Annotated in this window: 20 protein-coding genes; 11 read left to right on the forward strand and 9 right to left on the reverse strand. The window is 51.0% G+C overall.

Going from position 1 to position 25,618, the window contains the following annotated elements; genetic code table 11:
• Positions 1-2 precede the first annotated feature (2 nt).
• The 4 genes from GJJ30_RS11950 to GJJ30_RS11965 all read left to right on the forward strand — a co-directional run bounded on the left by GJJ30_RS11950 (position 3) and on the right by GJJ30_RS11965 (position 9,512).
• The gene (locus GJJ30_RS11950; protein WP_154175385.1) at positions 3-2,660 is read left to right on the forward strand and encodes a TonB-dependent receptor plug domain-containing protein; all 2,658 of its coding nucleotides are present in this window, start codon (positions 3-5) and stop codon (positions 2,658-2,660) included.
• Complete coding sequence (locus tag GJJ30_RS11955; RefSeq protein WP_154175386.1) at positions 2,648-3,229, forward strand: GNAT family N-acetyltransferase; 582 nt, start codon at positions 2,648-2,650, stop codon at positions 3,227-3,229. Before GJJ30_RS11950 ends, GJJ30_RS11955 begins: the two co-directional genes overlap by 13 nt.
• Entirely contained in the window at positions 3,204-5,774 is a 2,571-nt protein-coding gene (locus GJJ30_RS11960) for a HEAT repeat domain-containing protein (RefSeq protein WP_170299173.1), read from the forward strand. The genes GJJ30_RS11955 and GJJ30_RS11960 overlap by 26 nt, the downstream gene beginning before the upstream one ends.
• An 84-nt stretch (positions 5,775-5,858) precedes the next feature.
• Entirely contained in the window at positions 5,859-9,512 is a 3,654-nt protein-coding gene (locus GJJ30_RS11965) for a sensor histidine kinase (RefSeq protein ID WP_154175388.1), read from the forward strand.
• A gap of 56 nt (positions 9,513-9,568) precedes the next feature.
• Here GJJ30_RS11965 and GJJ30_RS11970 read toward each other — a convergent pair whose 3' ends face one another.
• Positions 9,569-10,315 (reverse strand): toxin-antitoxin system YwqK family antitoxin, encoded by a 747-nt coding sequence (locus tag GJJ30_RS11970; RefSeq protein WP_170299174.1) that lies wholly within the window; start codon positions 10,313-10,315, stop codon positions 9,569-9,571.
• A gap of 181 nt (positions 10,316-10,496) precedes the next feature.
• On the opposite strand from GJJ30_RS11970, the gene GJJ30_RS11975 reads away from it, so the two are divergent.
• Positions 10,497-12,050: a glycoside hydrolase family 43 protein gene (locus tag GJJ30_RS11975; RefSeq protein ID WP_154175390.1), complete on the forward strand. Its 1,554-nt coding sequence runs from the start codon at positions 10,497-10,499 to the stop codon at positions 12,048-12,050.
• Positions 12,051-12,143: 93 nt separating this feature from the next.
• Here the strand turns inward: GJJ30_RS11975 and GJJ30_RS11980 are convergent, their stop codons facing one another.
• The 4 genes from GJJ30_RS11980 to GJJ30_RS11995 all read right to left on the reverse strand — a co-directional run bounded on the left by GJJ30_RS11980 (position 12,144) and on the right by GJJ30_RS11995 (position 15,182).
• Positions 12,144-12,539: a hypothetical protein gene (locus GJJ30_RS11980; RefSeq protein WP_154175391.1), complete on the reverse strand. Its 396-nt coding sequence runs from the start codon at positions 12,537-12,539 to the stop codon at positions 12,144-12,146.
• A gap of 145 nt (positions 12,540-12,684) precedes the next feature.
• Positions 12,685-12,849, reverse strand: coding sequence for a lmo0937 family membrane protein (locus tag GJJ30_RS11985; RefSeq protein ID WP_124872763.1), 165 nt, complete (start codon positions 12,847-12,849; stop codon positions 12,685-12,687).
• A gap of 311 nt (positions 12,850-13,160) precedes the next feature.
• Positions 13,161-14,795, reverse strand: a complete 1,635-nt coding sequence (groL, locus tag GJJ30_RS11990; protein WP_154175392.1) for a chaperonin GroEL — start codon at positions 14,793-14,795, stop codon at positions 13,161-13,163.
• 93 nt (positions 14,796-14,888) lie between these two features.
• A complete protein-coding gene (locus GJJ30_RS11995) occupies positions 14,889-15,182 on the reverse strand; it encodes a co-chaperone GroES (protein WP_154175393.1) in 294 nt (97 codons plus the stop codon).
• A 295-nt stretch (positions 15,183-15,477) separates the two neighbouring features.
• Here GJJ30_RS11995 and GJJ30_RS12000 point away from each other — a divergent pair, with 295 nt between their 5' ends.
• From GJJ30_RS12000 to GJJ30_RS12010, 3 genes are all read left to right on the forward strand, one after another.
• A complete protein-coding gene (locus tag GJJ30_RS12000; protein WP_154175394.1) occupies positions 15,478-16,218 on the forward strand; it encodes a hypothetical protein in 741 nt (246 codons plus the stop codon).
• A 12-nt stretch (positions 16,219-16,230) separates the two neighbouring features.
• Positions 16,231-16,737: a GNAT family N-acetyltransferase gene (locus GJJ30_RS12005; protein ID WP_154175395.1), complete on the forward strand. Its 507-nt coding sequence runs from the start codon at positions 16,231-16,233 to the stop codon at positions 16,735-16,737.
• A gap of 128 nt (positions 16,738-16,865) precedes the next feature.
• Complete coding sequence (locus tag GJJ30_RS12010; RefSeq protein ID WP_154175396.1) at positions 16,866-17,984, forward strand: DUF2911 domain-containing protein; 1,119 nt, start codon at positions 16,866-16,868, stop codon at positions 17,982-17,984.
• 190 nt (positions 17,985-18,174) lie between these two features.
• Here the strand turns inward: GJJ30_RS12010 and GJJ30_RS12015 are convergent, their stop codons facing one another.
• From GJJ30_RS12015 to GJJ30_RS12030, 4 genes are all read right to left on the reverse strand, one after another.
• Positions 18,175-18,924 (reverse strand): DUF4386 domain-containing protein, encoded by a 750-nt coding sequence (locus tag GJJ30_RS12015; RefSeq protein WP_154175397.1) that lies wholly within the window; start codon positions 18,922-18,924, stop codon positions 18,175-18,177.
• 23 nt (positions 18,925-18,947) lie between these two features.
• Complete coding sequence (locus GJJ30_RS12020; RefSeq protein WP_154175398.1) at positions 18,948-19,418, reverse strand: hypothetical protein; 471 nt, start codon at positions 19,416-19,418, stop codon at positions 18,948-18,950.
• 135 nt (positions 19,419-19,553) lie between these two features.
• Positions 19,554-20,417, reverse strand: coding sequence for a GNAT family N-acetyltransferase (locus tag GJJ30_RS12025; RefSeq protein ID WP_154175399.1), 864 nt, complete (start codon positions 20,415-20,417; stop codon positions 19,554-19,556).
• Between the two features lie 67 nt (positions 20,418-20,484).
• Complete coding sequence (locus tag GJJ30_RS12030) at positions 20,485-22,869, reverse strand: ABC transporter permease (RefSeq protein ID WP_154175400.1); 2,385 nt, start codon at positions 22,867-22,869, stop codon at positions 20,485-20,487.
• 575 nt (positions 22,870-23,444) lie between these two features.
• On the opposite strand from GJJ30_RS12030, the gene GJJ30_RS12035 reads away from it, so the two are divergent.
• The 3 genes from GJJ30_RS12035 (at position 23,445) to GJJ30_RS12045 (ending at position 25,592) form a co-directional block, all read left to right on the forward strand.
• Positions 23,445-24,107 carry a hypothetical protein gene (locus tag GJJ30_RS12035; RefSeq protein WP_154175401.1) on the forward strand — a complete coding sequence of 221 codons (663 nt, stop codon included), beginning with the start codon at positions 23,445-23,447 and terminating at the stop codon, positions 24,105-24,107.
• A 283-nt stretch (positions 24,108-24,390) separates the two neighbouring features.
• Complete coding sequence (locus GJJ30_RS12040) at positions 24,391-25,098, forward strand: DUF3244 domain-containing protein (protein ID WP_154175402.1); 708 nt, start codon at positions 24,391-24,393, stop codon at positions 25,096-25,098.
• Positions 25,099-25,253: 155 nt separating this feature from the next.
• A complete protein-coding gene (locus tag GJJ30_RS12045; RefSeq protein ID WP_154175403.1) occupies positions 25,254-25,592 on the forward strand; it encodes a PadR family transcriptional regulator in 339 nt (112 codons plus the stop codon).
• The last annotated feature ends 26 nt before the right edge of the window (positions 25,593-25,618 follow it).

Here is a 25,618-nt window from a genome sequence, read left to right on the forward strand (position 1 = left end):
ATATGAATAAACTTTACCTTTTTGGTCTGGTAATGAGCCTTTTACTGCTGAGTCGACTGCCGACGCTGGCGCAGGGGAACTGCGATGAGTCGGCGGTTATTCCGGAAGCAGAAAAGCGCTACGCGACCGGAAATTTCGACGATGTGTTTGCGCTGCTGATGCCTTGCGTCGACAAAGGGTTTAGCGAATTTGCCCGCGTTCAGGCTTACAAAATTCTGTCGATGACGTATCTGGCTATTGATTCCATTCCCCAAAGCGCCCGATCGATCAGTCAGTTGTTAACCCTGAACCCGAAATTTGAACCCGACTTTTCCGCTTCGCCCCGCTATAAAACGCTTTTTCAGCAGGTTCGGGAATCAAAAGAACAGATTTTGCAGGTAACGTCCGTTTCCAAAAAAGCGGAAAATCTGTTGTACGTTCCGGCCACGGTGGCGGTTTTGAATAGCAAGGATTTTGCGCAGCGGGGCTACAAAACGCTGGAAGAAGTGCTGCATGACATACCCGGTTTTGACGTCATTCGGGGCAATGGGGTCGGGTATTCGAATTTTTACCAGCGCGGTTATCGGTCGACCTCCAATGACCGGACGCTGATTCTGATCGATGGTGTCGAGGAAAATGACCTGGTTTCGAACACGGTTTTGATTGCTCCGCAGTACCCTTTGTCCGACATCGAGCGGGTCGAGGTGATCTACGGCCCGGCATCGACGCTGTACGGTGCCAACGCTTTCATGGGGGTTATCAACATCATTACCAAGAGCTTCCGGAATCTGCCGGGGCCAGCCAAACAAGTTGCCTTTAACGGACACGCCCGAACCGGAACGCTGAACCGGAACTACATCGACGGGGTGTTGACGGCCAAAAACGCCGACGTGGCCCTGTCGATTACGGGTCGTGTGTTTCACGCCAATGAATACGATCTTTCGCGCTATCCCGAATGGAATTACGACGCCCGGACGGCGGCCGATTACACCGGCCAGTTTGACCAGGTCGGCACGGACGCCAACGGCAATTACCGGGCGCAAACTTACCTTCAGCGAACCAACCTGACTAAACTGTATCCGAACAGCAAATCGTATAAGGTCGATTACGCGCCGGATGGCAAGGCGACCGCTTTGCGGCTGACGCCGGAAGGAGCCCAGCGCGCGGCCGGTCTGGATAACCGCCTTTTCGGGAACACCTTCAACGGCAATCCGGTCCATTTCAGCAATACCAAACGCGATTGGTATTTCCGGGGGAAACTGGAGTTTAAAGACCTGACCATTTCGTTTCTGAACTGGAAAACCGACGACGGCGCCACGCCCTGGTATTCCAACCGTTCGGCCATTTCGACGGAGAAAAACCCCCGCTGGGTTACCCAGGACCGCGCTTTTTCGATTACGTACAGCAAGGTGTTTACGGATAAATTCCAGATTCTGAATATCTCCTCGTACCTGTTTCACGAAATCAACGGCAGCACCAGTTTGGTGACTTACAACGGCTATTACAATGGCAAACTCGGTTTTCTGGAACTGGAAAAGGATTCAATTCCCAAGGCGACGGCAACTTACCAATACCGCGTATCGACCCAGTTCCGGAACGAACTTCGGCTGTTCTGGAGTCCGCTGTATAACCTCGATATCAGTGGGGGAATTGAGCTTCGGAGCGGTTTGATTCAGGGCAACTACATTACATCCATTCAGGATTTTGCCGACGAAACCGGGGCTGTTGCCACCGCGACGGGGCTGGCCGGTGGGAATAATTTCAAAGCCAACGACATTGGAGTGTATTCGCAGGTCAACTACCGACCGCTCAAGGACCTGAAACTGGTGGCCGGTTTGCGGGTCGATAATAACCGGATTCGGACCAATGGCGGTTACGGCACGGTGGCAAACCCCCGGCTGGCGGCCATTTTTAACCGGGGCAAAACGATTTTCAAGGCGATTTACGCCGAAGCGTTCAAGGATGCCTCGTTTTTGCAGAAATACGGCACCACCACCACCCGCCGACTGCCGAACCCGAATTTATTGCCCGAGCGGGTGAAGAACATGGAAATGAGTGCCTACCTCCAGGCTACCAAACAGGTATCGTTCAACGTTGTGGGCTATTACGCCCATTACAGCAATGCCGTCGGAACCGCTCAGGTAGTGCTTGAAAACGGCACGAGTACGCAGCAGTTTCAGGGAATCGGCAAACGGCGGATCTGGGGGTTACAGGGTGAAGGCAATTACCGTTCCAACCGGCTGAACGTCTGGTGGAATTTCACCTACACCAACCCGTTCGATGAAGATGCCGGGTTACGAATCAGCGATATTGCGGATTTCATGACCAATGCCGGAGCCGATTACCAGATTACGCCCCGGCTGAATTTTTATCTGGCGGGCAATTACGTGAGCGCCCGAAAAACCGGTGCGGGAACGGCGGGCAGCAACAATCCCGCCCAGCGTTTCGATCCGTTTCTGGTCCTGAAATCGAACCTAACGTATCATAACCTGCTGAATGGCTTATCGATACAATTATCGGCAAACAATTTGCTCGACAAGGAATATTTCGTTCCGGGAATCCGGGAGGCTGATAACAATACCTACGCTTCCCGTTTCCTGATGGATCGCCGGACGTTTTCGCTGGCGGTTTTTTACACCCTTAAACCGAAAGAATCGACCCCTGTGTCATGGAATCAATAATTACTGAAACGTATCGGCTGGAAAAAGTAATGTATCCGAACCGGATGGATGAAATTGGGGTGCTGCGGGTTCGCGCCTGGATCAACGAGCCGGGGGCCGATCCGGTTTTCTTTTCCCGCCGGGTCTGGATCGAAGCCCTGGACGAGACGGCGTTTCACTGGATCATTACCCGGAACAATGTCGTGGTGGCTGCGGCCCGGATGAATATCCACGAAACCATTGACTCCGCGCCATATGCGTCTCTTTTGCCGAAAGACGAAGCTCGGTTCCGGTTTGAAAATCAGCGGGTTGCCTCGTTTAGCCGGATGGTGATCGACCCGCAGTTTCGCGGGAACGGTTTTGCCGAACAGCTTGACCGGGCGCGCATCCGAATGGCCGAAAAGAAAAACGTCGACGTGATTGTGGCATCGACCCAGCTGAATTTCCGGATCAGAGCCCTGACGAAACTCGGTTTTTCGACGGCCTGCGAACTGCGAAATGCGCCCGAACGCCCCGACTGGCCGCTGTATTTTATGCAGTACGACCTCAAAAAACAATTGGCAGATGTTCCGGCGGGACTCAATCTATAGATTTCTCAATCTGCAGACGGGCGAAGGCAAAACCGTGTTGCTGTTCGTTGTTTACTCCCTGCTGATGGGAGGAGCGGTCGCCCTGTTCTTCGCCAGTACCACCTCCTTATTCCTCATTAATTTTGAACGGACGCAGTTACCGATTGCGTTTATCGCCAGCGGTTCTCTCGTATACGTTTTGGGTCTGGCCGTCCAATATTTACGCAGAAAAGCGTCTTTTCTGCGGGTAAATGGCTATTTGCTGGCTTTCATGCTGCTGTCGGTGGCCGGACTGCTGGTGGCTTCGGCCAGTTTTCAAAACAAGTGGGTTTATTTTGCTCTCTACCTCTGGAACCGGGTGTTTGTGTTCATCCATGGCATCACGTTTTGGGCCACCGCCGGGCGGGTTTTCAACTTTGGGCAAACCAAGCGGCTCCTCAGTTTCATCAGTACCGGCGACGTGATTGCCTCCATGCTGAGCTATTTCTCGGTGCCTTTGCTGCTGACTTTCGTTTCTACTGACGATTTGCTGGATATGGCGTTGGTGCTGCTGGTGTTGTGTGTGCTGCTGATGACGTACATTTACAAGCGCTTTCAGCCGCAGCTAACGACCGAATTGCCGGAAAAAGCAGCCGAAAAACCGGTGGCCGAAACCGTCGCGATGGTCAGTAAATCGTACGAGTCGCTGCTGTCGACCCTGGCGTTACTGACGGTTTTCGGGCTGATTTACGTCGAGTTCATGTTTACGATTCAGTCGAAAGAGGTGTTTCCCAACAAGGAATTGCTGGCCGGTTTTCTGGGAATATTTTTTGGTATTTGTGCGGTTATTGAACTGTTTGTTAAGTCGTTTTTGTATAATCGGCTGCTGAGTGCATACTCCATCCGGGCGGGTATCGTGATGTTGCCGGTCGCTTTACTGGTTAGTTACAGTCTGGGCGCCGTCTATGGAACGGTGTACGGAACCACTTCATTCTTTTTTGCTTTGATTGCGCTAAGCCGCTTTTTTCTGAGTTCGGTTCGACGGTCGATCAGCGAACCGGCTTTTCAGGTCCTTTTTCAACCCATTCCGGCGGCCGAACGAACCTTGATCCAAAGCCGGATCGAAGGCGGGCCGAAAGCCATTGGAAGTATTCTTCCGGGTATTATTCTCCTGATTTTGACCAGTTTTAGTTTCATTACGCTCGTGCATTTGAGTTACCTGTTTCTGGCGGTTTTGATTTTCTGGACGGTGGTTTCGTTTCGGATTCAGCCCGAATACCGGGCGACGCTCAATGCCGCCGTCATCCGCTCGGCTACTTTGGCCTACAAAAAGGTAATTGGTCACAACCTCGTTCGACCTACAGCCGAACGCTCGCTCAGCTCGGCTCAGGCATTCTCCAGCATGTTGCGGCTGGCCGAATCCGACAATCCTGACGACCGGGCGCTGGCGGCAACGGAACTGGGCTACTCGGGCCGTTATTACGCTTACACGCACCTGCTGAGGTTGCTGCATGATGATCATCCGCTCGTTCGCAAGGCGGCTTTGAGTGCTTCCGGCGCTTTGCGAAAACCCGAATTATGGCCCCGCCTGTTCGAACACCTGCTCGATGAACAATACCGAGATGCGGCCACTTCAGCATTGTTATCGATTGGCGACGCCGTCATTCCGTCCCTGTCCCGGTTTTTCACCCACACCGTTCTGTCGACAAAACAGCAGGTTCATATTGTCGGAATCATCAACGAAATGGGCGGTGAAGCGGCCATCCGGTTTTTGCGGGCGCGAATCAACCACCCCGTTCAGGCCGTGCGGGATGCGGTTTTTGAAGGATTGAACCACCTGAATCACCGGGCAACGGTTTTAGAACGGCCCCATATTCTGCTCCAGCTCGACGAGCAGGTCGGTTTGCTGGTGTGGCTAACGGCCGCCCGGCTCGATCTGGACAGTTTTCCGCGAAACGCTCCGATGATCAATGCGCTGCGGCAGGAAAAAAATATCGTCATTCCCAAAGTATTCAACCTCCTGGCTACGCTTTATGGCGATAACCGGTTTGATCTGATCAGCCAGCTCATCACGCGGGAAAACGACGAAATCAAAAGTTACCTCATCGAATTGCTGGGCACGGCTTTGCCGGAAGAGGTAAAGGACCGTATTTTGCCGCTGTTTTCCGACATTAGTTTTGCCGAACGGCTGCGCAAAAGTTCGGTCAGCCATCCGCAGCAACAATTGTCGATCGAGGAGCGGCTGCACGATATTATTAATAAAGACTTTAACAAATTAACGCACCGGTTAAAAGCCGTTGCGCTGCGGGAACTGCTCGTCTGGCACGAAAACGATCCGACGGCCATTCTGGTGGCCAACGTCACGTCGCCGGACGAGCTGATTGCCGAAACCGCCTTTTACGTTTTAAAGGTCCTGAACCCGACGCGGTTTGGAGAATTGCACCGGATTCTGGCGTTGCAGTCCGATTCGGATCGGTACCGGCTCGCGAGTCGGGTGAACGGTTTTCAGTCGGAAGCGGAACTGCTGCTCTACCGGTCCGAACAGCTTGAAATAGAGGAAAATAATACGCAGTTAAAATCTATTTAAGGTTTACGATTTATGGTTTTTCGGGTGTTTGAGGGTGACTCATTTTAAACCGGAGCTCGTAGACTGACCCACAATTTAGCTATCATGATTCGGCTTACGTTTCCCTTTTGCTGGCGCTTTCTGTTCCTTTTCGTCCTTGCCGTATCGGCATTCGGCCAAAAGAATGGGGCAGATGAGGGCGAGCCGCCAAGCCGGATTTACCAGCCCAGTCAGTACAACGCCCACGGACAGAATTTTGCCCTGACCCAGGACCAGCGCGGAGTGATGTACATCGGGAATTTCGCCGGGGTTTTGGAATACGACGGACTGAACTGGCGGACCATTCCGACCACAAACATCACCAAAGTATCGGCCTTGTTGCGGGCGAAAAACGGGTCGATTTACGTCGGTGCCAACGGCGAATTTGGCGTATTAAAACCGGACAGCACCGGAACACTCGGTTTTGTGAGCCTGAGCCAGAAGGTTAAAAACCGCTTTAGCGAAATTCTCGCGGTACTCGAAACCACCGATGGAATCTATTTTGTTGCCCGTAAATTCGTCTTCCGCTGGAATGGCAAATCCGTCAACGAATGGTCGACAACCCACGAAATTCAGTCGGCGTTTCAGGCCAATCAGTCGGTTTATCTTTTTCAGAAACAGGTCGGGTTAAACCGGTTTGCGAACGGGTCGATCACGGCGGTCGACCAGAAAGTCAGCGTGCCGGTGCTGTTTGATATTCTGAAAATGGTACCACTGGGGGGCGGAAAATCACTTCTCATTACGAGTAATCAGGGATTATTTCAGCTTTCCGACAACGCCATTGACGTTTTCAAAAGTCCGGTTAATTCGTATCTGGCCACCAGCCAGGCTACCAGTGGCGCGTTGCTGAGCGACGGCTCGATTGCCATCGCGACCCTGCACGGCGGTATTCTGGTGCTTTCGCCCGATGGGCAGCTAAAGCAAACGATTCGCGGGATCGATGGGGTGACCGACCAACTCGCCAACGCACTCTTTACCGATCGGGAGGGGAATTTGTGGCTGGCGCTCAACAACGGTCTGGCGCAGATTGAAGTGCCGTCGCAACTTACGCTGTTTGGCGCGTCGTCGCGGCTGACGGGCGAAGTCATGGACATCCGGCGCGTGGGCAATACGGTTTTCATTGCAACGATTAATGGACTTTTTCAACTGACCCGTTCAACGATCCAGCCGGTTTCGGGCCTGAACGCCAGTTGTTTCTCTTTAGCCGAAGCCGCCGGTTCGCTCTTCGTGGCCACCAGCAAAGGCGTTTATCAAATAACCGACGGCCGTCTTCAGGCGCTGACGCAGGCTTACACGCTAAGTTTAGCAACTTCCCGGAAAGATCCGGCCCGCGTGTACGTCGGCACCGAAAACGGAGCGGGCATCCTGACGGTTTTGCGCGGGAAATCCGCCAGTTATCGCCCTATTTCCGGTTTGACGGAGCGGATCGTGGGTATTCACGAAGACCAAACCGGTGCGGTCTGGCTGGAAACACTGACGGCCGGTTTGTATCATCTGATGCCCGCAACGAACCAGATTCAGTCGTTTTCCAACTTGCAGGGGTTGCCAACCCTGTTTTATAACCGCGTAGCCACCACAACGCAGGGAGTGCTGGTGTACAACGAAAAAGGCATTTTTAAGTACGATGCGACCAAAAACCGGTTTTCGCCCTACAGCCCGTTTGGACTGGGAAAACCGGGTACGGCGTATTGGAAAAATAACCTCGTCGAAGATCGCAACGGAAATATCTGGACGGTGGAAGGTGACAAGAAACGCATTACACTCTACCAGAAACAAGGTTCTGGTTTTAAGGAATTTATAACGCCTTTTCTGCCGGTTTCCACCTCGCCGATCAATTTGATTTATCTGGACAATCAGGGGTTGGTCTGGTTCGGTGGGCGCGATGGCGTGATCCGGTACAATGCCGCAGTTCCCAAAAAATACGGGTTGCCGTATCAGGCGTTGATCCGGAAGGTGCAGACGGTTCAGGAGAAAGACCAGCTCAACGACATTAGCTTCGAATATTCGGCGGCCAGTTTTCCCGTTGCAAAAGGCATTGCTTTTCAGTACATGCTCGAAAATTATGACAAAACCTGGTCGGACTGGACGACGGAAAGCAAGAAGGAATACACGAACCTGCCGCCGGGCAACTACCTGTTTCGGGTCCGGGCGCGCAATATCTACGAAACCCCCAGCCGGGAAGCCACCTACTCGTTTACCGTACAGCCGCCCTGGTACGGTCGCTGGTGGGTGATTGCGCTGTTCGTACTCGGAACCGGGTTGCTGATCTATCTGGTGGTGCGCTGGCGGCTGAACCGGGTGTTGCGGGAAAAACAATCGCTGGAGAACCTGATTCAGGAGCGCACCGAGGAGGTCGTCAGTCAGAAGTCAGAACTGGAAAAACAATCGGAGGAACTGGCGATCAAGAACGATCAGCTTGAAAAAATTGACCTGATTGTGCAGTCGATCAACGCCGAAATTGACTTCGCCAACCTCTTCCAGACCATTCTGACCAAGTTTTCGGTGATTCGGAACATGAACAGCGCGAGCTTTCTGGTGTACGACAAACCGACGAATTCCTACCAGTTCAAGGCGTTGCGCAGCAACCGGGAACTGGCTCATGTCGAGTCGGTTCAGCTCACGCGGGAACAGGCCGAAACCCGCTATCTGTCGCAAACCGTGGAGATTTTTGAGGATATCTACCTCAAAAACGACGTTTATTACGAGCCGCTAAACAGCCCCATCGACGATCTGGATACGCCCAAGTCGCTGATTACCATTGTAATCGAAAACGAAGGGCATATCGAAGGATTCATTACGCTCGAAAACACCGTCCGGTCCGGTGCGTTCGATCAGCGCGACATCAGCATGATCGGGAACTTGCGCGAACACCTGATTGCGGCTTTCATCAAAACCCGGCTGTTGGAAAACCTTGAAAATACGCTGCACGATCTACGGAATACCCAGAACGAATTGATTCGGCAGGAAAGGCTGGCGTCAGTCGGGCAATTGACCAAAGGAATTGTTGACCGGATTCTGAACCCGCTCAATTACGTCAGCAACTTTTCGCAATTGTCGGAGGAGCTTATTGAAGAAGTGATCGATGGGTTGAAAAAAGAGCCGGACTCGCTGGACGACGTTCTGGATGATCTCGGCGTGCTGAAAATGAATCTCGCTAAAATTCAGGAACATAGCGGCAGCACAACCCGGATCTTGCAGGACATGCAAGTGTTGCTCCGGGAAAAATCGCGGGATTTTCAGGAAACCGATCTCAATCAGTTTGTCGAGAACAAAGTGCGGGTTGTGTTGAACAAGCTGAAAACCGATTATCCGGATTTTGCCATCCAACTGGCACTGAATCTGGATAAAAAAGCCATTCGAACCAATCTGCTCCCCAACGAATTCGGTCAGGCCGTTCAGAATATCGTGAGTAACTCCTACTATACATTATTCGAAAAAAGTAAACTTGCTAAAGACTTCACACCCGAAATCCGGATTGTTACCAGCCTGCGGGATGATCAGGTTATTTTGCAAATTCGCGACAACGGGAAGGGGATTCCGCAACGGGAAATCAACAACCTCTTTAACCCGTTTTTTACCACAAAGCCCACGTCCAAAGGCACCGGTCTGGGTTTGTTCATGACCAAAGATATCGTCCAGCTTCACCGCGGAAAAATCGAGATTCACTCGAAAGAAGGGGAATTCACCGAAATCCGGATGGTGTTGCCGGTATTGAATTAACTTTTTTTCGGTATGCGCGGTTCAACGGAAGGTGTTGACTACGTTGGTCGTGCGGCTTAGAAATTGAGCCCGTAGCTTCCGGTGTAGACCTTGCCGTTGCTGAAAAAAATGTTGATCAACAGATCGCTCTGCACCGTCTGATCATCGAATACGACCGGTTTCCAGCGGGGCATGTCGTGTAGAGATTCCACCACCTGCTTCGAAAACCGGCGTTCGGAATCGGGGCGTTGTTCCATATAGGGTAACGTCTGCAGACCAAACAGAATCCCGTCTTCCGACAGCGTTGCCCGCAGCGTGAAAAAAAACGACGGATTCTCCGGTTGCAGGTGACCCAATCGACTCCGCAAAAATTCAATAAATTTCTTCTGACCGCCCTCAAATTCCGCTTTTTGCGACAAGGGCTGGCACGAAACAGCCGTGCCTTCCGGCGAAAAACATTCTCCTTTCCGAACCGTACCGCGACGATAAAACTCCTTTCGTTTCAGTGTGCCGTCTTCGTAATAGGAAAAGAAGGGGCCGTTAATTTCGTTTTCTTTAAAATCACACGTCCAGTGAAGTTGCCCGTTTGGGTACCAGCAGCGGGTCTGGCCGTGCCGGACGCCCAGTTGAAAATCGTTGTAATGCTCTTCCGAAAGCCGCTGGTTGGCTTTGTCATACATTCGAACGGTAGCTACTTTTTTCCACCGGTCGTGGTACGTAATTTCTTCAATCAGGTTGCGGTATTCCCGGACTTCCACACGGTTTTTCATCCGGCGATTCTTTTTCGTGTCATCGTCGGGGTTGGAGACCAGCAGGGAAGCCATGACCAATAGAAAAAAAGGACTCATTTATTCGATGAATCGGACGGAAAACTGTGTAAAGAAGGGGCACTCGCGCCGGTAATACTCATTGTTTTGGATAAAACACGGCGTAAAACCGGTTTTTTTCTTTATTCCGACGTACTACTTCTTACTTTTGTTTACTAAAATAAATCAACAGGAACGAATGAAGTTTGTTTGTATCGGCCTCCTTTTTACCCTCTTTTTTACTCCCTGCCATGCCCAAAAAACCGCTCCAACGGCTACCTATCGCAATCCGGTCATCGCGGGCGATTTTGCCGATCCGTCGGTCATCCGCGTGGGCGACACCTATTACGCGGTCGGTACGTCCTCCGAATGGGGACCCGCTTACCCCATCTATACCTCGCGTGATCTGGTGAACTGGTCGTACGTCGGGCCGGTTTTTTCGAAACTTCCGGACTGGACGATGGGCAGTTACTGGGCCCCGGAGTTGTTCCACCGGAACGGTACCTTTTACGTGTATTACACCGCCCGCCGGAAATCAGATAAACGCTCGTTCATCGGCGTTGCAACCACCCGCGATTTGACCAAAGGATTTACGGACCACGGGGTTATCATCGAGTGGACTTCCGAAGCCATCGACGCTTTTGTGATCGAAGATCAGGGTAAACTGTATATTTCCTGGAAAGCCTACGGCCTGGACAAGGGTAAGTCGATCGAACTGCTCGGCGCCGAACTGGCACAGGACGGGTTGAAAGTGATCGGCAAAGAGTTCACAATGCTGACTGCCGACCGCAACAACTGGGAAGCCGGTGGGGCAGAGGGGCAGGCGTTGTTTAAGCGCGGGAAGTATTTTTACATGCTGTATTCCGGGAATGCCTGTTGCGGGGAGCGCTGCAATTACCAGGTCGGTCTGGCGCGGGCGGAAAAATTCCAGGGGCCGTGGGAGAAGTTTGCCGGAAACCCGGTTCTGGTCAGCGATGATACCTGGAAATGCCCCGGACACGGCACTGTGGTCACGACGCCGGACAACCGCTATTTCTACCTGCACCACGCGTACAACGGAACCGATTTTACCTTTGCCGGTCGGCAAGGCGTTCTGAGTGAGCTGGTTTGGGATGAAAAAACGCAGTGGCCGGTTTTTCGCTACGGAACCGCCGTGCCAGCTCAGGCCGAATCACCCTCAAAAACCGCTCAGAAAAAGGAGCTGAATCTGGCCGTCGATTTCGCAAAACCGGTGACCGACGATTTCTGGGTCTGGGATGTGAGTTTGCCAAAGCCGGAGTTTACCGTCGGAAATGGTTCGTTGAAGCTGACAAATACCGCGACAAATGCGACCGGGAGCTTTCTGGGAATGGTCATTAAAAAAGGAAATTTCACCTTTTCAACCACCGTCGAACCACAGTCGGATTTGCTCCAGAGCATTACGTTGTACGGCGATGCTGCCAACGCGCTGGGATTCGGCGTACGGAGAGGAGCGATTGAACTCTGGCAGGTGAAAGACGGCGTTCGAACGGTGATTCAATCAAAATCGTTGCCGGAATCGACGTCTCCCGTCCGATTGCAGGTCAGAAGCCGGGTGGGACAGTTTTATGATTTTTCCTGGTCGGTGGCAGGCAGTAAACCCGAGTCAATCATCCAATCGCCGGTAAACGGTTCGTATCTACCGCGCTGGGACCGTGCCCCTCGGATTGGCCTTAGCGTTTCAGGGAGTAACGGACAAGGCAGCGTCAAGTCAGTAACTATACAATACGAGTAATTCATGGAAGCTATTCAGGAATGGAATTCGGCGGGCAAGGTATTCAATTCCTGAAAAAAGAAAAAGGACGCTGGGTTGCGTCCTTTTTTCGTATTAGCTACGGCGGTTTTGTTGCTCCAGCTGGAAAAGTCTTTCGCGTTGGCTGGGTGTCAGCACGGACATCAAATCCTGCCGTTTTTGTTGCTGCAATTCGCGGTAATCGCGCCGGTCGTTGCGTTCGTCGCGGGTCAGCCCCCGTCTTTCGTAGCGATCCTGAATATTCCTGATTTCGCGTTTCTGGCGATTGGTGAGCCGCAGTTCGTTTTCCCAGCGGGCCAGTTTATTTTCCAGCGGAATTTCCCGAACGTCCGGATTATCGTAGCGGCCATACCGACTGTCGCGCCGGTCGTAGCGATCATACCGGTCATTCCGGGTTGTTGTCGTGCGTTGCGAAGTACAACCGCCAATCAGCAGTCCAACAGCCGCAATCATTATCAATGCCTTTTTCATGTTCGTATCTGTTTGTTTTTGGAGTTGGATCGATCTTCCGGGCGAAGGTTTAAACGCGCGTAGAGAATTGATTCCATAATTAAAAAGCCTCCGGAAAACTCCGGAGGCTTTTTCACTTACTTATATTCAAGTTGATTCCTGGTATCTACACAACCCGATCTCCACGGATCAATCGCAAAATGATGGCAATAACGGCGATCACCAGTAGCACATGGATGATGTTACCCATTCCAAAACTACCGAAGCCCAACAATCCGACTAACCAAATGATGATTAATACTACCGCGATGACATAAAGCAAATTTCCCATGACGTTCCCAAGTTTTGGTTTAAGTTGATTGAACTACGCTAATGAGAAGGAAAAATGCGTGCCAATTCGTAAAAACCGCCTTTTCAGGCCTAAAAGGGTGGTTTTTAATTTTAAATAAGTAAAGTTGTACCCAAATAGTGTGTCGAATTGTAGAAAATAATTCACATCAGTCAACTAATAATAAATGTAAAATGATGAATGCTAAATGTAAAAGTGAGGTATTCTAAGACACTTTTACATTTATTATTAAGAACAAAAGCCCCCGACACGCGGCCGGGGGCTTTCAGTTTATCCGAAAAACGGAGGGTTTTTTACATCATTCCGCCCATTCCGCCGGGGTGGCCGTGTCCGGCTCCACCTGCGGGTGCTTCTTCGGGTTCGTCGGCAACCACACATTCGGTGGTCAGCAACAGACCGGCGATTGAAGCCGCGTTTTCCAGCGCCAGACGAGATACTTTCGTCGGGTCGATGATACCTTCTTCAATCAGGTTTTCGTAGCGATCTTCGCGGGCGTTGTAGCCATAGTCGCCTTCGCCAGCTTTCACGGCGTTAACCACTACGGAGCTTTCACCACCGGCGTTCGCCACGATCGTCCGCAACGGAGATTCGAGGGCAACCCGGATGATGTTCACACCGGTTTTTTCGTCTTCATTCCGGGTCTGAACCGCATCCAGCGATTTGATAGCCCGGATGAAAGCCACACCACCACCGGCAACGATACCTTCTTCAACGGCTGCACGGGTTGCGTGCAGGGCATCATCCACGCGGTCTTTCTTTTCTTTCATTTCTACTTCGGTAGCCGCACCGATGTAGAGGATGGCTACACCGCCTGACAGTTTTGCCAGACGCTCCTGCAGTTTTTCCTTATCGTAGTCCGAAGTCGTGTTTTCGATCTGTGATTTGATCTGATTGACACGGCCCGTAATGTTTTCTTTCTCACCGGAACCATTGATAACAGTCGTGTTATCTTTGTCGATGATGATTTTTTCGGCCGTTCCCAGGAAGTCGATGGTCGTGTTTTCCAGTTTGAAACCACGCTCTTCGGCGATCACCTGACCACCGGTCAGAATCGCGATGTCTTCCAGCATGGCTTTCCGACGGTCGCCAAAGCCCGGCGCTTTCACCGCAGCCACTTTCAGGGCACCCCGGATTTTGTTCACCACCAGCGTCGCCAGAGCCTCACCATCCACGTCTTCCGCGATGATCAGCAGCGGACGACCGGTTTGGGCCACCTGCTCCAGAACCGGCAGCAATTCTTTCATCGAAGAAACTTTTTTCTCCGAAATCAGAATGAACGGACGATCCAGTTCCACTTCCATTTTGTCGGTGTTGGTCACGAAGTAAGCCGACAGGTAACCCCGATCAAACTGCATCCCTTCCACGGTTTTTACTTCCGTTTCCGTTCCGCGCGCTTCTTCAACGGTGATTACACCTTCTTTACCTACTTTTTCCATCGCGTCAGCGATCATGCTGCCGATTTCTTCGTCGCTGTTGGCCGAGATCGTGGCTACCTGCGCAATTTCTTTCGACGTTTCGATGGCGCGCGACTGTGAACGCAGGTTGTCGACAACGGCAACAACCGCTTTGTCGATACCGCGTTTCAGGTCCATCGGGTTCGCTCCGGCGGCCACGTTTTTCACCCCGATCGAGTAGATTGCCTGGGCCAGAACGGTAGCTGTCGTAGTTCCGTCACCGGCTGAATCAGCGGTTTTGGAAGCTACTTCTTTTACCAGCTGAGCGCCCATGTTTTCGATGGCGTCTTTCAGTTCAATTTCTTTGGCAACGGTAACACCATCTTTGGTGATGGCCGGTGAGCCGAATTTTTTATCCAGAATAACGTTCCGGCCCTTAGGTCCCAGCGTTACTTTAACGGCGTCGGCGAGGGTATCAACACCCTTCTTGATCCGGTCGCGGGCGTCGATATCAAAAAATATTTTCTTAGACATGAGTGAAAAGGAATTAATGGTTTTAACGAGTAATGCAAACGGTTTTCCGGTTGGTCAAAAGGCGGATGCGCCGGTTTTGACTGGAAAAGAACCTTAGATAATGGCAAAAATGTCCGATTCCCGCATGATAAGATACTCCTTACCATCTACGGTGATCTCGGTACCGGCATATTTACCGTACAAAACGGTATCGCCAACCTGAACGGTCAGGGGCTCATCTTTTTTGCCCGAGCCAACGGCTACGATCGTTCCACGTTGTGGTTTTTCTTTAGCTGTGTCGGGGATAATGATACCAAATGCGGTTTTTTCTTCAGCAGGTGCTGCTTCAACCAGCACCCGGTCAGCCAACGGTCTTACGTTTACTTTACTTTCCGTTACTGCTTCCATAATGGGCTTGTGTTTTAGAAGTTTAACTTGTTTAATGCTTGATAAATAGCCGACCCTCAACTGACCGTATTTCAGGCCGGGCTTGACGGTCGACACTGGTCACTTATTGTGCCAGACCACTTTTTTCTGGTAATACTGACAAAATTTCCGATTTGTAATGTCAGTTTGGTAATCAACGGGTTAGAGCGACTATTTTTTTGCGGAAGAAAAATTTGACCAAACACTATTTGGCAGAAAGCGTTTTTTCGTTACCTTACTAAACAACAAGACTCACCGTTTTTCATTGGATTTGTCTATGAAAAAACTTCAGAAAGACTGGTTGACACAAGGACTGATTGATTTGGAATACAAAAAGTTTGTTGTTCTGGCTTACCTGCAAAACGTTCAGCAACATTTTTCTGACAAAAAGCTCTACCCGGACCTGACGGAGTTGCGCGATCATTACGAAAGCAGCCTCCGATTTCGGAACCGCAAAGGTACGCTTTCTGCCTCATTTCCCAAGGACGCCACTGGAATTGACCCCGAAAGTCTTACGGTACGGTACCAGCCCCGGCAGGAGGAAGAGGATTATATGGCAGAAATCGACTCTATTCTCAATTTTGCGCTGCCCCGGTTTGGTCAAACGCTGACGAAAGGTCAGCAAATGGCCGACGAACTGGCTGCCAACTTAACCCTGACACCGATCGGAATGCTGCCCCTGCGCCGGGACGAAGGGTACCTTTTTCTGCACTGGACGGCTCATTCCCAGACCCATATCTATTATTTTAACCTGAGCTGGACGGGGCTGGCCCTGCCCGGTTTTACCTTTACGAATACCAGCCAGACCACTACCCAGCCCCTCAGGACGCGGTATATCGACTCCGTTCGGAAAGGAATTGGCGTAACCTACGAAACCCTGAAACTGGAATTGATTCGCCGTCGGCCGTTCCTGCCCAATCCAGCCACGTTTATGGTGGAATCAAAACGCCGATTGCCGCTGGAAGAAACGCTGCTGCCGATGGCGGAACGGCTGGTCGAACGGCAGGTTTTGGAATAAAAACAACCAGGAATGACCTATATATTTCGGAATGACCAACCGGATACCTTTTTGAGGATCGTCCGGGAAGTAGGCCAGTGGCTCGTCGACAGCGGACAAACCCTTTGGAATATTGACTCGCTGACAGCCGAAAACCTGTTCGACGCATACACTACCGGCAATTCTTACGTGATGTACGCCGTCGGTGACGACGGGCTGGAAGTCCCGGCGGCTACGTTCACGCTGCAGTGGAAAGATCCGCTTTATTTCGGTGACGTTCCTGATCAAACCGCCGGGTTCATCCATAAGCTGGCCATTCGGAGGCAGTTTGCGGGCCAGAATCTGTTTCAGTCGATCCTCGAATTCTGCCATGACGTTTGTCGGCAACGGGGCATTCACGAGATCCAATTGGAAACTGATGCGACGCGGCCCCCGCTGATGCGGTTTTACGAACGGTACGGGTTTCAGCCTACTTATCAGAAAACCATTCACGAATTTGGCCAGACCTTTACCTGCCAGTATTATGTGATGCGGTTTTGATTTTTGCGCTTTCCAAACTTTATTCGGCTAAACAGTTCGTTCTCAGCACCTAAATCCCCCAAACTGCGGGAGATGCAAGCGGTTTTCATGCTTTTATTTTATGCGGAATTCACTTTATCGACATAATCATGAAAGCACGTTTTATCTTCCTCTTCGCATTTTTTGCAATCTGTTCGCTCACCGTTTCGGCCCAACAGCTTACGGCCATTCCGGGTGGTGGTAACAAAGGAGCATCGGTTTCCGAGCAAATTGGCCTCACTACCATCACGATTCATTACAACCGACCCGGCGTTAAAGGTCGCGAAGGCAAAATCTGGGGAACGTCGGTGGCGCATTACGGGCTGATTGATCCGGGCTTTGGCAGCAGCAAAGCCGCTCCCTGGCGGGCCGGGGCCAACGAAAATACGACCATTTCTTTTTCGGATGATGTAAAGGTCGAAGGCAAAGACCTGCCCGCCGGAACGTACGGTTTGCACATGCTGCTGGGCGAAGCCGAGACGACGGTTATTTTCTCGAAAAATGCCACCTCCTGGGGCAGTTTCTTCTACGAACCCACGGAGGACGCTTTGCGGGTTACGGTTAAAAATCAGTCCCTCGACAAAAGCGTGGAGTGGCTCAAATACGAATTCATCGACCAGACCGACAACTCGGCCACGGTGGCGCTGGAATGGGAAAAGCGTATGATTCCGTTCAGGGTAGAAGCCGATGTGGTGAAAAACCAGATTGCTTCCTTTAAAAAGGAATTGCGTAATTCCCAGGGCTTTACGTGGCAGTCGTTCGTTCAGGCAGCTACCTATTGCGTTCAGAACAAAACCGATCTGGATCAGGCGCTGGTCTGGGCCGATCAGGCCGTAAATTTGCCGTTCATCGGTCAGAAAAACTTCCAGACGCTCAGTACGAAAGCCATGACTCTGGTGGCACTCAACCGTTCGACTGAGGCCGATGCGGTGATGAAAGAAGCCGTTCCGATGGGAAATATGAACGAGTTGCACCAATACGCCCGCACGTTACTGCAGCAAAAACGGACAAAAGACGCGTACGAGGTTTTTAAGATCAATTACGACAAGAACCCCAATGTATTTACGACCAACGTCGGAATGGGTCGCGGTCTGTCAGCCCTGGGCGATTTCAAAAAAGCGCTCCTGTATCTCAAAGCCGCCCTTCCGCAAGCGCCTAACGAACTGAACAAGAACAGTGTAGCTGGCATGATTAAAAAGCTGGAGGAAGGGAAGGATGCGAATAGTTAAGTTTAAAGGAGTCATTGCGCGGAGATAAGCAGAGTAAAAGGGAGTTAAGCGGAGAAAAATCTCATCTTCTACCATAAAGGTCCGCCCCCAACCTCCTAAAGGGAGCTTTGCCATACCGATTAAAGCCCGGCACCGGCCGCCCGGCCTTTAGGGGGTTGGGGGCAATCTGAGAACAGTTGTAATTTCATTTTTAGACAGCTCTTAACTCTGCGAAATAACTTTTCTTTTCAAGAAGATTACCAAGTGTTCGAAATTTCACCCCGATTAAAACCAGCCAAACCAGCCACAACGTGCTACCAATGAATCCCGCCAGATCAAAAACCGGGAAGTTGGGAACAACCGTGGCAACTAGCTCGGTTTGAGCTAATAGGTAAATACCCGAAGCCACGTAGCCGAAAACCGCTACCCAACGAGGAAACACCCGGAGTTGATCGAAGACCCGCGAAATCATGACCGTCCAGATCACGGTGAACAACTGCCCGATGTGTTCGCCCAGCAATACCCCGCCAAACTGGTGGACGGCCTGGAAGATAACCCCAACCGATTCCCGAACGGCCGGGTCCGCCGAGTGAACGTAGCGGTCGGCCAAAACCGGCACAACGAACGTCCAGCGTAACAGGCCAATGATCTGGGCAATGCCCGAAATGATACCGATCGTTGTCACCCAGCGGACGGATTTGTGCTGGTTTTCAAAGTATTGCCCCAGCTTGACATAGGCAATGAGCAGCAGCAAGCCGGTGATGGCGAAGGTCCACCAGACGGCAATGAGCTGCGGACCACCTGCGTGAAACCGGGTCAGGATGACCCCTGGTTCCTGGCGCAGAATGTTCGGGTAATCGAAAACGACCGTCAGGATCGTGTAAGGGACCAGTACTGCAATGGAACCGGCAATCAGGAGGTTGCCAACGGTTTTGAGCGAAGGAAGAGATTGCGTTTTCATGACTGAAATGCGGTTTGAATGAATTAATTGAAGAAAAAGGAATAGCTGAGTCCGCCGGTGGGATTGAGTTTGATCGTATGGTTGGGGGCGGCCAGCACCGCTGCACCGATTCGGGCATTCAGGCCTTTCCAGATCATCCAGCGAAAACCGCCATCGACCATCAGGCCGTTCTCGTTTTTATAGGTGCGGTCGAGCCCGCGGACGTAGGAGAGGGAGGTGTAAAACGATGAGGGATTTTCTTTGCGGCCAACGGGTAGAAACCATAGGCTGACACCCGTACGGAAAAAGGAGGTCGTCTGCGGACTGCCTTCGCTGTTTTTGGAAACTGCAGTCGGGTAATAACCGGCGTGAATGGAAAGCTGCCGATGGCGGAACTCCAGGCCGATCGACGGATTCCGAAAGGCGTTGATACTCAATTCGTTTTTGGAAAAGGAACGCTGAGCGAATGCGCCGGTGGCTGATAACAGCAGGGAGAATAAGATGATTTCTTTCATGACGACTTTTGTTGGATTGAACGCTGCAAAAGTCGGGATGCCAGCAGGGAGTTTACTGGACAAATGTCTATAAATGAGTGCTTAGTGAAAATAGAATTGTTTCGCGAAGTTAAGCGAAACAACTTCTCTCATTTATTATAAAGCCAGCCGGAAATAATCCTGCCCCATTTGAATTTCAAAACCGGTTTTTTGGTAGAGGTGCAAAGCCGCTTCGTTGCTGGAATCCACCTCGATCAGAATTTTATCGGCTTCGGATTCCTGAAGAATCGCCAGAATCCGGAGCAGGATCGTCTTGCCGATTCCCTGACCCTGATGCTCGGGACAAACGCCCAAACCGATGATCCAGGCGTCGTTTTGCACGAAATTGGTAGCCACCATGCCGACGGTTTTTCCCGCCAGCGTTGCCACATATTGCGTGAGGTGGGGCGTCTGGATGGTAGTTTCCAGCAACTTCCGGGCTTCTTCGAGCGTACCGCCAAAGATGGCCTGACTTAATGTCGTTAACGACTCCAGGTCGTTCAATTCAGCTTCGACAAGTTGAAGGGATTGAGTAGAACCGGGCACTGAGGGGAGCAAAACCGGTTTCCAGATCAACTGGTATTCTGTATTGGAATGCTGGGCGCCCAACTGTCGGACAAACGCCTGACCCCCCTCGGAGGACTGTTCAGAAATCAACAGGGCGTGTTCATAGTCGTATTTCCGGGCTTCGTCGGCGGCAACCTCCAGCAGCGTGGAGTAGCACCCTTTGCGCCGGGCTTTGGGGAGCGTATAGCCGTTAAATTCAATCTGCGTAGTGGTGGGCGCAAAAGCCGACAGAACACTGATCAGGGCATCATTTTCGTAAAGTAAAAACCAGTGACGCATCGACTGAAAATAATTCATGGACTTGTCCCAGTGAATATGTCCCAGCAACGCATCGTCGGCTTTGCAACGAAGTTCGAGGGCTTGGATAGACAGATATTGTTCTTCGTTCAGGTCGGTCAGGGAAAGAATCTTCATGCTGCAAACATAAACGAAAAAACCGGTCGAAAGACCGGTTTTTTCGTTTGCAATGGGCCTTGCAAACCTATTCACTCCGGAGCGACTTCACGGGGTCGGTCAGGGCGGCTTTGATACTTTGGAAACACACGGTCAGAAGGGCGACGACCAGTGACAGGAAACCTGCCAGGGCAAACACCCACCAGGCCGGAGCCTGTTTGTATTCGAAACTCTGGAGCCACTGACTCATGGCGTACCACGCCAGGGGAGAGGCAATAAGAATTGAGATAACCACCAGTTTCAGGAAATCTTTGGACAGCAGCAGCACAATGCTGGAGACCGATGCGCCGAGTACTTTCCGAACGCCAATCTCCTTGGTTCGTTGCTCGGCGGCAAAAGCCGTCAAACCGAACAGGCCAAGACAGGCAATAATGACGGCCAGAATCGTGAAGGTCAGCAGGATCTCGCCCTGTTTCTGTTCGGCTTTGTACTGCTTCGAAAAATTTTCGTCGAGGAAGTGGAAGTCCAAGGTGTTGGCCGGATCGAAGGTCCGGTACGTCGATCGGATAAAGGCCAGGGCTTCGGTCACCTTGGCGGGCTGAATCCGGACGTATAGATTGTCTTTATCGGCTGGCGCGGGCATTTGCAGCACCAGCGGCTCAATTTTATGCTGGAGTGAATACGTGTGGAAATCCTTTACTACGCCCACTACGCGGGCTTCGGCGGTATTCTTATCATTATCAATGTAGTATTTCACCCGCTTGCCAACGGGATTCGTCCAGCCGAGTTTTTTTACCAGCGTTTCGTTGACCAAAACCGCATCCGTCAAATCGCTTTTGAAGGACTCCGAGAAGTTTCTGCCGCTCACCAGTTTGATTTCCATGGTCTTCAGAAAATCCGGGTCGACCGTAAATTTCTGAACCGCCTGCGTACTGGCCGAAATGGCTCCATTTTGCTCAAAGAACATGCCGTTGCCTCCGATGTTATTATTGCCAATGGGATTGCTGGCTGCCGATGCGTTCTCAATCAACGGGTTACGCATCAGAGCTTCCTTCAGCGCTTCAACGCGCAGGCGGGTTTCCTGACTGCTGATATGAAACGTAAGCACCTGTTCTTTGTTAAAACCGAGGTCTTTGTGCATCACGTAATTCAACTGACGATAAACAATCCCGGAACAGGCAATCAGGGCAATGGTGGCTACAAACTGAAAAACCACCAGTGACTTTTTGAAAAACAAACTGCCCGACTGGTCGCCCAACTGCCCGCGCAGGGCCGACACCGGCCGGTAGCCCGATAGCAATAAGGCCGGATACAAACCGCTCAGAGCGCCCACTGCCAACGAAAGAGCGGAGATGATCAGAAAGGTATTTGGCAAACTGTCGATTGATAACTGCTTGTCGGCCAATTGATTGAAATAAGGGAGTGCGATGCTGATGAGGCCGGTGCTGACCAAACCCGCTACGAACGTCATGAGCATCGACTCGGCCAGAAACTGACCGATCAATTGCTGCCGGAACGAGCCAATCGCTTTCCGAACGCCGACTTCGCGGGTTCGTTTCAGTGAACGTGCCGTATAAAGATTAACGTAATTGATGCAGGCAATCACCAGAATCAGAGCCGCCACCACCGAAAAAATGGAAACCGTACGGGCGCTGCCATTGGCACCGATCTCGTAGTCAAGGTGGGAATTAAGGTGGATCGACGTTAGCGGCTGAAGTTCAATTCGGTAGTCGACATCACCCAGCTCTTTTTTGAGGTATTTCTGAAAGAATCCGGGCATTTTGGCTTCCAGGGTTTTGAAATCGCTGCCTTCGGTCAGGAGCAGGTACGTAAACAGTTCCGAATTCTGCCAGCCGCCGGTGTAATTCGTCGGCAAAGAGCGAAGCGCGTGGAAATGCAGATGGGAGTTCGTCGGCACGTCCTCGATGACGCCCGTCACGGTATTCGGGAAATTATTGCTAAACAGAACGACTTTTCCAACGGCCTTTTGGGGATCGCCGAACAGACTTTGCGCCACACTTTTCGTCAGAACGATGCATTGCGGTTTGGTCAGCGCAGAAGCCGGATCCCCGTACAGAAAGGGATAGGTAAATACCTCAAAGACCGACGGATCAGTGAAAAAGATATCATTGACATCGATCTTCTTGTCGTTGTACGTTATCTGCCCGCCCCCTTCCGGATTGAAGCGCACGGTTTTTTCGACCTCCGGGTAATCGTTTTTAAGAGCCGGAGCAAAGGGTGCGGAGGTTGGAGCCAGTTTGATATTGCCCCCTGACCACTGAATGTACTGAACGACGCGGACAATCCGGTCAGCTTTGGCGTGAAAACGGTCGAAACTCAGCTCATCAAAAACGTACAACGCCATCAACCAGACGGAAGCCAGGCCAATTCCCAGGCCGACAATATTAAGTCCGCTGAACAGCTTGTTTTTCCAGAACGTGCGGAGCGTCACTTTGATATAATTCTGTAACATGAGATGAGAACCGTTAGGGGTGCGAAACCGGGTTTAGATGTAATCAAGCAATTGCCAAAAGCCGTACCAAAATTTAAAATGTTGACAATGAGAGGTTTATTTTTAATTTAGTTGCGGTTTTTGTCCGCAAATGGACGGTTTGCCTGACCGATTGTGGACACTCAAAAACGACCGGATTTTACCAAAACCGGTATTTCTGCAATATAAGCAGTCCGGCGGTTTTCGGCTTAAATCCTATTCCCTGGTTTGCAGGAAACAATTTGATATCAAAAAACAGGGCAGGGGAGATGCAACGTTTCCGGCTGTCGCTTCATCTTTCATTTAAATTCATCAGCACGCTCGATTCTACTGTCCATTCCAGGACGTCTGGTGTCCAATAATGGACGAATTGTCTTCAACCTAAACGGAAATTCCCGGTTTTTTGACGAATTAAGGCACTTTTTTCGGATTGGCAACAGATTTGTTCTGCAAATATTGAATTAATAATAACTTCCCTAACTCCCGTAAACAACAGCACAATACTCATGAAAATCCAGCTCAAAAAAAACGTTTGCAGATGCCGGCATCTGCTGGTTATGTGTTTCGTTCTCAGCGGTTTTGTGGCCGCAGCCCAGGCTGATTATTACGCCAAAACCGATTCGTCGAAAGCTTACTGGAAAATCCAGACCGATGCAGCAAGCCAGCAAACCAAAATTCGGTTTTTTAACAGCCATCATGAACCCATTTATCAGGAAACCCTGTCGGGGCGGTATGTAAAATTGACCGATCACAACATTCGCTTGTTCGACTCGATGCTGCAGCGGTTGCTGACCAACCAACTGCTCTCGGCGGAAGTAAAAAGTCACGAGTTGGTGGCGACCACCACCGGAGTTCCAAACCATGTTACTTCAACGCCCCTGTCGAAACCGGTTTCGACCTCTTACGTGCTGGCTTCGCTGAACGAACCGCTGGAAACCAATCCGTTACGCTCGGATGTTGCCATCAATACCGACGGCAGAATGAAAATTCAGGTGGTGAATCTCCGGCAGGAGCCCATGCTGGTGATGATACTGGATGATCAGGGGCGGTACATTTTCAAGGAGAAATCGACACTGACACACTATGTCCGCAACCTGAATCTGACCCAATTGGCGGAAGGGAAATTCCGGGTTGAAGTTTCGGGGGTTCAGAAATCCTATAATTACAAATTACTGATTCGATCCAATCCGCAATCGTATCGATTGGTAGCAATTCCCTGAGGTGTCTCCAAACAACTGGTAACCCGGAAATGGCTTCTTGTCACATTTTTCCGCCTTTTCGTCAACTTCATTTAGCCGTCTGAAAACAAATCGGCTGCTTTGTAAACCGAAATGAATGTCCTCCTAAACAGACAGATTCTGTGCGGTTTCGGACAGGCGATTTTGCTAAAAAGTCCATTATTTAAGCCTGAATACCTTTTTTCGTTTCTGGCAACCGATTTGTTTTACAAATTTTGAACTAATAATAACCAAATTAACAACCTGTAAACAACAAGCACAATCCATGAAAACCGTTCATCAAATTGCCGATCATTCTCTCCGGGCCCTGCTCGTGATTGTTCTTCTTTTCACCACGCTGGTAGCCACTGCTCAGCCGGATTTTCGTTCGGGAAACGATCAGGGAAAAGGGTACTGGAAAATTCAAACTGATTATGCCACCCGGAACACGGTCATCCGGTTTTTTAACGCCCGGAGTGAACCCATTTATCAGGAAACGATTCGGGGCAAATATGTCAAATTGACCAAACGCAACATGCGGCTGTTTGACGAAATGCTGAACCGAATGGTGAACAGCGAACTCCTGGCGTCGCAGGTAAAATCATATGATTTGCTGGCGACCAACGACTTCCGTTACAGCAGCGTCAGTTCATCGAACCGGTTTGTGCCCTCAGAAAAACCGGCGGAGGAATTTGTTCCGATCGAAAACCGCCTGTTTATGGCCAATCCATTTATCTCGGAATCGGCCAAACTTCGCGTCAGCTTCGCCAATCCGGAGCAGAAAAAGGTGCAGATCGAACTCACGGATGATGAATCGACGACCGTCTACTACAACGAATCGAGCTACTTGGCCGGTTACAACCGCTACTTCGACATTCGGCACCTGAGCAGCGGCAAATACCACCTGAAACTCAAAAGCCCCGATCAAACCCTGAATTACCTGATGACGATCAATAAACCGTACCAGGAATACAGCCTGAAAGCCATTAAATAAACCCTGAACCAGGTCCCGGCTGTTCGGGTTCGGACATTCCAACTGTACGAATTCGGACAGCCAACTTTCCAGAAATCGGTCAAATGGCCTTGTTGGGCCATTTTTTGTTTCTGGCAATAGATTTGTTCTACAGAAGTTAATTATATCTCTTTTCCATGAGACGATCCTATTTAGGCGAGTTTGAAGAAGTGGTTCTGCTGACCGTAGCGGTTTTGGCCGAAGGCGCTTACGGCGTTGCGATCACCGACGAACTGGACCGGCAAACGGGCCGGACGGTCAGTATCAGCGCCGTTCACGCGGCTTTGCACAGGCTGGAAGAAAAAGGCATGCTGAAGTCGCACCTGGGAGATGCCACGGCTGAACGCGGTGGACGACGCAAACGGCTCTTCTCCGTCACGGTGCTGGGCAGCCGAACGCTGCACGACATTCGGGCTGTCCGCCAGCAGCTCTGGGATTCCATTTCCCCGCAGGGCCTGCCGGTTGTAAGTTTATAAATGAACAATTAACAATGAATAATGAA

The sequence above is a fragment of the Larkinella terrae genome (assembly GCF_009668025.1).
Taxonomy (GTDB): domain Bacteria; phylum Bacteroidota; class Bacteroidia; order Cytophagales; family Spirosomataceae; genus Larkinella; species Larkinella terrae.

Bases quoted from the DNA above. Each gene is read 5' to 3' on its own strand.
- GJJ30_RS11965 (WP_154175388.1), top strand. From the start codon at position 5,859: ATGATTCGGCTTACGTTTCCCTTTTGCTGGCGCTTTCTGTTCCTTTTC.
- GJJ30_RS11960 (WP_170299173.1), top strand. From the start codon at position 3,204: ATGTTCCGGCGGGACTCAATCTATAGATTTCTCAATCTGCAGACGGGC.
- GJJ30_RS12020 (WP_154175398.1), bottom strand. From the start codon at position 19,418: ATGAAAGAAATCATCTTATTCTCCCTGCTGTTATCAGCCACCGGCGCA.
- GJJ30_RS12010 (WP_154175396.1), top strand. From the start codon at position 16,866: ATGAAAGCACGTTTTATCTTCCTCTTCGCATTTTTTGCAATCTGTTCG.
- GJJ30_RS11975 (WP_154175390.1), top strand. From the start codon at position 10,497: ATGAAGTTTGTTTGTATCGGCCTCCTTTTTACCCTCTTTTTTACTCCC.
- GJJ30_RS11950 (WP_154175385.1), top strand. From the start codon at position 3: ATGAATAAACTTTACCTTTTTGGTCTGGTAATGAGCCTTTTACTGCTG.
- GJJ30_RS12030 (WP_154175400.1), bottom strand. From the start codon at position 22,869: ATGTTACAGAATTATATCAAAGTGACGCTCCGCACGTTCTGGAAAAAC.
- GJJ30_RS11995 (WP_154175393.1), bottom strand. From the start codon at position 15,182: ATGGAAGCAGTAACGGAAAGTAAAGTAAACGTAAGACCGTTGGCTGAC.
- GJJ30_RS12025 (WP_154175399.1), bottom strand. From the start codon at position 20,417: ATGAAGATTCTTTCCCTGACCGACCTGAACGAAGAACAATATCTGTCT.
- groL (WP_154175392.1), bottom strand. From the start codon at position 14,795: ATGTCTAAGAAAATATTTTTTGATATCGACGCCCGCGACCGGATCAAG.
- GJJ30_RS11985 (WP_124872763.1), bottom strand. From the start codon at position 12,849: ATGGGAAATTTGCTTTATGTCATCGCGGTAGTATTAATCATCATTTGG.
- GJJ30_RS12035 (WP_154175401.1), top strand. From the start codon at position 23,445: ATGTGTTTCGTTCTCAGCGGTTTTGTGGCCGCAGCCCAGGCTGATTAT.
- GJJ30_RS12000 (WP_154175394.1), top strand. From the start codon at position 15,478: ATGAAAAAACTTCAGAAAGACTGGTTGACACAAGGACTGATTGATTTG.
- GJJ30_RS11970 (WP_170299174.1), bottom strand. From the start codon at position 10,315: ATGGCTTCCCTGCTGGTCTCCAACCCCGACGATGACACGAAAAAGAAT.
- GJJ30_RS12015 (WP_154175397.1), bottom strand. From the start codon at position 18,924: ATGAAAACGCAATCTCTTCCTTCGCTCAAAACCGTTGGCAACCTCCTG.
- GJJ30_RS12045 (WP_154175403.1), top strand. From the start codon at position 25,254: ATGAGACGATCCTATTTAGGCGAGTTTGAAGAAGTGGTTCTGCTGACC.
- GJJ30_RS12040 (WP_154175402.1), top strand. From the start codon at position 24,391: ATGAAAACCGTTCATCAAATTGCCGATCATTCTCTCCGGGCCCTGCTC.
- GJJ30_RS12005 (WP_154175395.1), top strand. From the start codon at position 16,231: ATGACCTATATATTTCGGAATGACCAACCGGATACCTTTTTGAGGATC.
- GJJ30_RS11980 (WP_154175391.1), bottom strand. From the start codon at position 12,539: ATGAAAAAGGCATTGATAATGATTGCGGCTGTTGGACTGCTGATTGGC.
- GJJ30_RS11955 (WP_154175386.1), top strand. From the start codon at position 2,648: ATGGAATCAATAATTACTGAAACGTATCGGCTGGAAAAAGTAATGTAT.